6 protein-coding genes are annotated in these 6,345 nt (G+C 57.0%); all 6 read left to right on the top strand.

Going from position 1 to position 6,345, the window contains the following annotated elements; all coding sequences use genetic code 11:
* Positions 1-745 (top strand): glutamate ligase domain-containing protein (locus ACIQ0G_RS02945; protein WP_397576626.1); only part of this gene is annotated, 745 nt, incomplete at its 5' end.
* Positions 742-1,638, top strand: coding sequence for a UDP-N-acetylmuramate dehydrogenase (gene murB / locus ACIQ0G_RS02940; protein ID WP_397576625.1), 897 nt, complete (start codon positions 742-744; stop codon positions 1,636-1,638). The genes ACIQ0G_RS02945 and murB, both read left to right, overlap by 4 nt.
* Positions 1,635-2,558, top strand: coding sequence for a D-alanine--D-alanine ligase (locus tag ACIQ0G_RS02935; RefSeq protein ID WP_397576624.1), 924 nt, complete (start codon positions 1,635-1,637; stop codon positions 2,556-2,558). The genes murB and ACIQ0G_RS02935 overlap by 4 nt, the downstream gene beginning before the upstream one ends.
* Positions 2,558-3,472 carry a cell division protein FtsQ/DivIB gene (locus tag ACIQ0G_RS02930; RefSeq protein WP_397576623.1) on the top strand — a complete coding sequence of 305 codons (915 nt, stop codon included), beginning with the start codon at positions 2,558-2,560 and terminating at the stop codon, positions 3,470-3,472. The genes ACIQ0G_RS02935 and ACIQ0G_RS02930 overlap by 1 nt, the downstream gene beginning before the upstream one ends.
* On the top strand, positions 3,469-4,734 hold the full coding sequence (ftsA, locus tag ACIQ0G_RS02925) for a cell division protein FtsA (RefSeq protein WP_397576622.1): 1,266 nt from the start codon (positions 3,469-3,471) through the stop codon (positions 4,732-4,734). Before ACIQ0G_RS02930 ends, ftsA begins: the two co-directional genes overlap by 4 nt.
* Before the next feature lie 104 nt (positions 4,735-4,838).
* Complete coding sequence (gene ftsZ / locus ACIQ0G_RS02920) at positions 4,839-6,335, top strand: cell division protein FtsZ (protein WP_397576621.1); 1,497 nt, start codon at positions 4,839-4,841, stop codon at positions 6,333-6,335.
* Positions 6,336-6,345: the final 10 nt, after the last annotated feature.

The raw sequence follows: 6,345 nt of genomic DNA, 5'->3' as shown, positions 1-6,345 counted from the left end.
TCCAGAGGTTCAGGCGATTTTGCCCAAGATCCGCGATCGCCGGATTATCACTTATGGTTTTTCGGCGCAGGCCGACATTCGCGGCGAAAATGTAACACCTTTCCCCGGTGGCAATCGCTTCGATGTCGTTGTCCGGTCGCGCGACGGATCGCAACGCACGATCGAAGGCGTCGTTTTGCCAATGCCCGGACGGCATAATGTGCAGAATGCTTTGTCTGCCATCGCGGTCGGCCTTGAAATGGGCATGAGCGATGAAGCTGTCGCGCACGGCTTTGACAAATTCGGTGGCGTCAAACGGCGCTTTACTAAGGTTGGCGAAGTCGATGGCGTGACCATCATCGACGATTATGGCCATCACCCCGTCGAAATACGCGCGGTGCTTTCTGCCGCACGCGAAGGCGCACAGGGGCGCGTGATTGCCGTGGCGCAACCGCATCGCTTCACCCGCCTGCGCGACCATATGGATGATTTCCAACAGGCGTTTAACGACGCCGACATGGTGTTCATTTCCCCCGTCTACGCCGCCGGCGAAGCGCCCATTGAGGGTATTCATTCAAAAGCACTTGTGAACGGCATCAAGGCGCGCGGACACCGTTCGGCGGCGACCATCGCGGATGCGCACGCGCTTGCAGTGAAGCTTGCAGAAACGGTGCAGGAAAATGACATGGTTGTCTGCCTTGGCGCGGGCGACATCACCAAATGGGCAGCGGGACTTGCGGACGCCATTAAGGCAGCCCGTGCATGAGCGTGAACATCCTTCCAAAGGTTGAAGGCAAGTTAACGCCTGACGCGCCGCTTGCGCCATTGGTGTGGTTCAAATCGGGCGGCAACGCGGAATATCTTTTCGAACCCAAAGACATTCATGACCTGCAAGAATTTCTGCGTCAGTTTGATCCCGCCGTACCCGTCATGGCGCTTGGCCTTGGCTCCAACCTGATCGTGCGTGATGGCGGCGTTAGGGGCGTTGTCGTTCGCCTTGGTAAAGCCTTCGCCAAAGTGACATCCGTTGACGCAGTCACGCTGAATTGCGGGGCAGGGGCATCGGGCATATTGGTATCGTCGACGGCGCGCGACAATGGCATTTCGGGGCTTGAATTTTTGCGGTCCATTCCCGGCACGGTCGGCGGCTTTGTGCGCATGAACGGCGGGGCTTATGGCGGCGAGGTGAAGGACATATTGGTCGATTGCGATGTCGTGATGCGCGATGGCGCGCTTGCGACCTTGTCGGTTGAAGACCTGCATTATAGCTATCGCCATTCTGAGCTTCCCGATGGCGCAATTGTCGTCGGTGCGCGCTTTCGCGGTGTGCCGGGCGCATCAGACGCCATTCAGGCCGAGATGGACCGGATCAGCGCCGCGCGCGAAGCATCGCAGCCGCTGCGTTCAAAAACGGGTGGTTCGACCTTCAAAAATCCGGACGGACATAAAGCATGGCAGTTGGTTGACGAAGCGGGATGCCGCGGACTGCAAATCGGCGGCGCGCAGGTTTCGGAAAAGCATACCAACTTTTTGATTAACACAGGCGATGCGACAAGCGCCGATATTGAGGCGTTGGGCGATGAAGTTCGCCAGCGTGTAAAGGCGAAGTCAGGCATTTACCTGCATTGGGAAATACAACGCGTGGGTGAAACAAAATGAGTGAGCAAATCCACGTAGCGGTGTTGATGGGTGGCTGGTCAAACGAACGGCCCGTGTCGTTGATGAGCGGCAATGGCGTGGCCGATGCGCTTGAGAAAGTGGGCTATAAGGTCAGCCGTGTCGACATGGACCGCAATGTTGCGCAGGTTTTGGCCGCGCTGCGCCCTGATGTCGTGTTTAACGCGCTGCATGGCGTTCCGGGTGAAGATGGATCGGTGCAGGGCATGCTTGACCTGATGGGCATTAAATATACCCATAGCGGCATGGTGACGTCGGTGATCGCCATCGACAAGGAATTGACGAAGCAGCGGCTGGTGCCCGCCGGCATTCCGATGCCAAAGGGCACGATGGTGGATAGCGAAAGCCTGTTCTCCGCCGACCCATTGCCGCGGCCTTATGTACTGAAACCCGTCAATGAAGGCAGCTCGGTCGGTGTGGCGATTGTCACCGAAAACAGCAATTACGGAAACCCGATTGCGCGCGATGCCAAGGGGCCTTGGCAGGAATTTGCAACATTGCTGGCCGAACCCTTTATCAAGGGCCGCGAACTGACGGTGGCGGTGCTGGGTGACAAGGCGCTGTGCGTTACCGAGTTAAAGCCAAAGAGCGGCTTTTACGATTTTGATGCCAAATATACGGACGGCCTGACCGAGCATATTTGCCCGGCTGAAATCCCCGATGATATTGCGCAATATATGTTGGATGTCGCATTGGATGCGCACCGATTGCTGGGCTGCAAAGGCGCATCACGCACCGATTTCCGTTGGGACGATGAATTGGGCAAAAACGGTGTGTTCGTGCTGGAAACCAACACGCAGCCGGGAATGACGCCGCTGAGCCTCGTGCCCGAACAGGCGCGGCATGTTGGCATCAGCTATGAACAATTGGTCGACATGATCGTGAAAGAGGCGTTGGCATAATGGCGGCCGCTGCACGAAAACCTGCTGCAAAGCGCAAGGCCGCTTCGCCGAACCCGCGCCAGAAAGTGCTACAAATATCCTGGGTTGACCGGATCATGCGCATCCTGCCGATTTCGGAAGAAGATGTGCAGCGCGCGCTCACATGGATTTTTGTAACCGCGCTTGCGGTGCTGCTATTTGCCATTGCCCAATATGCCGGCGTCACCGCCGCTGCGTATCAGCAATATGCAGCACTCGCTGCAAAGGCCGGCTTTCAGGTGCAGCGCGTTGAAGTCACCGGTATGGAACGTGTGGATCAGGTTCGGGTCTATCAACTGGTTCTCGCCGAAAAAGACCGTGCCATGCCGTTGGTCGACATTGACAAGGTCCGCGCCGACTTACTGAAATATGGCTGGATCAAAGACGCCCGCGTGGCACGCCGTCTGCCCGATACACTCGCGGTCGAAATCGTCGAGCGCAAGCCCGCGGCGATTTGGCAACGCAACGGCAAATATTCGCTGATCGATGCCAACGGGATTGTCCTGCAAAATATTGCGGCGGGCGAAGGTGGCGATTTGCCGACATTGAACGGCATTGATGCGAACCGCCATGCTGTCGCACTCAACACCCTGCTCGACAATGCCTCCGCACTTAAAGCGCAGGTCATTGGCGCAACATGGGTGGGCAATCGCCGTTGGGATTTGCAGTTCCAGAGCGGTGAAACATTGGCCTTGCCAGAGGGTGAAAAGGCAGCGGCAGAGGCATTGCTCAATTTTGCGCGGATGGATGGCATTCACCGGCTGCTTGGCCGCGACCTGATCCATTTCGACTTGCGCGACCCGGAACGTGCATATTTCCGCAAGGCGCCCAAAGTCGAACCTGTTAAAGTAGAGAGCGGCGACATAACGTCGACCACCAGCGGAAGAGAAGTATGAGAGCTGCACGCGTTGAAAAACTGATTTCGGCCATTGATATTGGCTCTTCGAAAGTTTCGGCACTCATTGCCGGAGTAACCGACAGCGGCGAACTGCTGGTGCTGGGAACCGGCCAACGCGAGAGCAGGGGCGTCACGCGCGGCTGCATTGCCGATGTCGAACAAGCTGAATTGTCCGTGCGCCATGCCGTTGAACAGGCCGAACGGATTGCCGGGCTGAACATCGACCGCGTGTGGGTAGGCATGTCCGCCGGCGGGCTGGATAGCTTGCTTGCGCCCGTTGAAATTGAACTGGGTGGTGATCGCATCACGCAGGAAGATGTCGACGAATTGCTTCAGGCTGGACGTGCGAACATTCAGACCGGCGGCAAAATTGCGCTTCATATACAGCCAACATTATACTCGCTGGATGGTGTTGGCGGTGTTGCGAACCCTCTTGGACTGCACGCCGATCGCCTTGGTGTCGATGTCCATGTCGTTCTGGCGGACCAGTCGCCTGTACGGAACATGGATATGACGGTGCGCGCGGCGCATCTTGATGTTGAGTCGCTCGTCGTTGGTCCAGTGGCCACTGGCCTTGCGTGCCTGACGGCGGAAGAACGGGAGCTTGGTGTCGCCCTTGTCGAATTTGGCGCGGCGGTGACCAATGTGTCGGTCTTCATTGGTGGCATGCTCGTCGGACTGGAAACCATACAAAAGGGCGCATCTGATATTACCGACGACATCGCATCGGCCTTCGGTATTCGCCGGGCGCAAGCCGAACGGCTGAAATGCTTCCACGGTTCTGCCTTAACCAGCCCGCGCGATCATCAAGAAGTGCTCGACATTGGCCCCGATGAAAACGGTGTTGAAGCAGGCGCTAACGCACCACGCATCACCAAGGCGCAGTTGAACGCCGTGGTCTGCCAGCGCGTGGACTCCATCGTCACCGAAATCGCACAAGCGCTGAAAACCTTGGGTTTCTCCGGTCCATCTGGGCATCAGGTGGTGTTGACCGGCGGCGGCGCTGAACTGAAGGGCGCAGCGGAACATATGCAAGGCGCGTTGGGCCGTACGGTCCGCATTGGCCGTCCTTCGGGCCTCGCCAGCATTCCCGAGGCACATTCGGGACCGGCATTTTCAACGCTCGTCGGATTGATTCATTACGCCGCATCGGAACGTGTTGACCTGAAATCAGGTTATGATTTGCGTGTCGAACAGATGGCCGGGACGATGCCGGGGTTAATCGAACGTATAAAACGCGCGGTCCGAGAGAATTTCTGACAGAAACCTGTGCAAAAACGTGAATTTTTAAGTGTGCACCTTATCCTTTTGTGTCAAAAGCGTGAAAATTTCGAACAAGCCACGAAGGCTAGGGGGATAAAGTTATGAGCATCAATATCGGTCCACCAATGGTTGACGAGTTGAAGCCGAAAATTGCAGTTATTGGTGTTGGTGGCGCAGGCGGTAACGCCGTGGCCAACATGATCAGCGCAAAGGTAGAAGGCGTCGACTTCGTCGTTGCCAACACCGACGCACAGGCGCTGAACGCGTCTCCGGCCGAATATCGCATTCAGCTTGGACCTGAAATCACGCAGGGTCTTGGCGCAGGTTCACGCCCCGAAGTTGGCCGTGCGGCTGCTGAAGAAACGCTTGAGCAAGTGAAAGTGGCGCTTACCGGTTGCCACATGTGCTTTATCGCGGCTGGTATGGGTGGAGGCACCGGAACGGGCGCTGCACCGGTTATCGCCAAGGTTGCGCGCGAAATGAACATTCTGACGGTTGGTGTCGTGACCAAGCCGTTCATGTTCGAAGGTTCGCGCCGCATGCGGTCCGCAGAATCGGGTATCATCGAATTGCAGCAACATGTTGATACGCTGATCGTTATTCCAAACCAGAATCTGTTCCTGGTCGCCAACCCGAACACAACATTTAAGGAAGCATTCCAGCTTGCTGACGAAGTGTTGCAGCAGGGCGTTCGTGGTATCACGGACCTGATGGTTATGCCCGGCCTCATCAACCTCGACTTTGCCGACGTCCGTTCTGTCATGCACGAAATGGGCAAGGCAATGATGGGCACGGGTGAAGCCGAAGGCGACGGTCGCGCGCTCGAAGCTGCGGAAAAGGCCATTGCCAACCCGTTGCTCGACGGCGTGTCGATGCAGGGCGCAAAGGGCGTCATCGTATCGATCACCGGGGGCGAAGATATGCGCCTGATGGAAGTCGACGAAGCGGCCAACCATATTCGTGAACTGGTTGATCCCGACGCGAACATCATCTGGGGTTCGGCGTTCAATGAAAATCTGAACGGCAAGATCCGCGTTTCGGTTGTCGCAACAGGCATCGATAACGAAGGCTTGAGCGCGACACCGGCAGCACAAAGAACGCCATTCTCGTTCAGCCGCCCTGCGCCTGCGCCCGAGCCTGTCGTTGAAGCAGCACCTGCTGCGACATCTTTGTTTGAAAATACAGCCGATACCGCAGCCGTGGAAGAAACGGCCGCCGCTGAATTCGAAAACGACGCAGACGACGACAGCTTGGAACTGGGTAGCGACTTTGTTGCAATCGAAGAAGATGAAGCTGAAGACGTTGCACCAACGCAATATGCAGACAACAATGACAGCCCCCGGGATTCCTGGGCCAATGCCGACGCACTTGACCTCGATACGCCTGCGACCGAAGGCTATCCGTCTGCGCAGCCAGTCGATGTGACTGAGCCACCAGAACGCGCTGCGCCACGCATTCCAACCGGCGGCACATTGTTTGAACGCATGTCCAACCTGTCACGTGGCCTTACCCGTTCGGAAGACGACGCGGAAAAGCGCAATGAAGGCGGCAATGGCACAGGCTTCCCAAGCTTTCTTGATCGTCAGAACAACTCATAAGACGCGCGGC

The organism is Sphingorhabdus sp. (genome assembly GCF_044354325.1).
Lineage (GTDB): Bacteria > Pseudomonadota > Alphaproteobacteria > Sphingomonadales > Sphingomonadaceae > Sphingorhabdus_B.
The sequence above is the reverse complement of the archived record's forward strand: the minus strand, read 5'-3'. Positions and strand labels throughout refer to the sequence as shown.

Bases quoted from the DNA above. Each gene is read 5' to 3' on its own strand.
- murB (WP_397576625.1), top strand. From the start codon at position 742: ATGAGCGTGAACATCCTTCCAAAGGTTGAAGGCAAGTTAACGCCTGAC.
- ACIQ0G_RS02935 (WP_397576624.1), top strand. From the start codon at position 1,635: ATGAGTGAGCAAATCCACGTAGCGGTGTTGATGGGTGGCTGGTCAAAC.
- ACIQ0G_RS02930 (WP_397576623.1), top strand. From the start codon at position 2,558: ATGGCGGCCGCTGCACGAAAACCTGCTGCAAAGCGCAAGGCCGCTTCG.
- ftsA (WP_397576622.1), top strand. From the start codon at position 3,469: ATGAGAGCTGCACGCGTTGAAAAACTGATTTCGGCCATTGATATTGGC.
- ftsZ (WP_397576621.1), top strand. From the start codon at position 4,839: ATGAGCATCAATATCGGTCCACCAATGGTTGACGAGTTGAAGCCGAAA.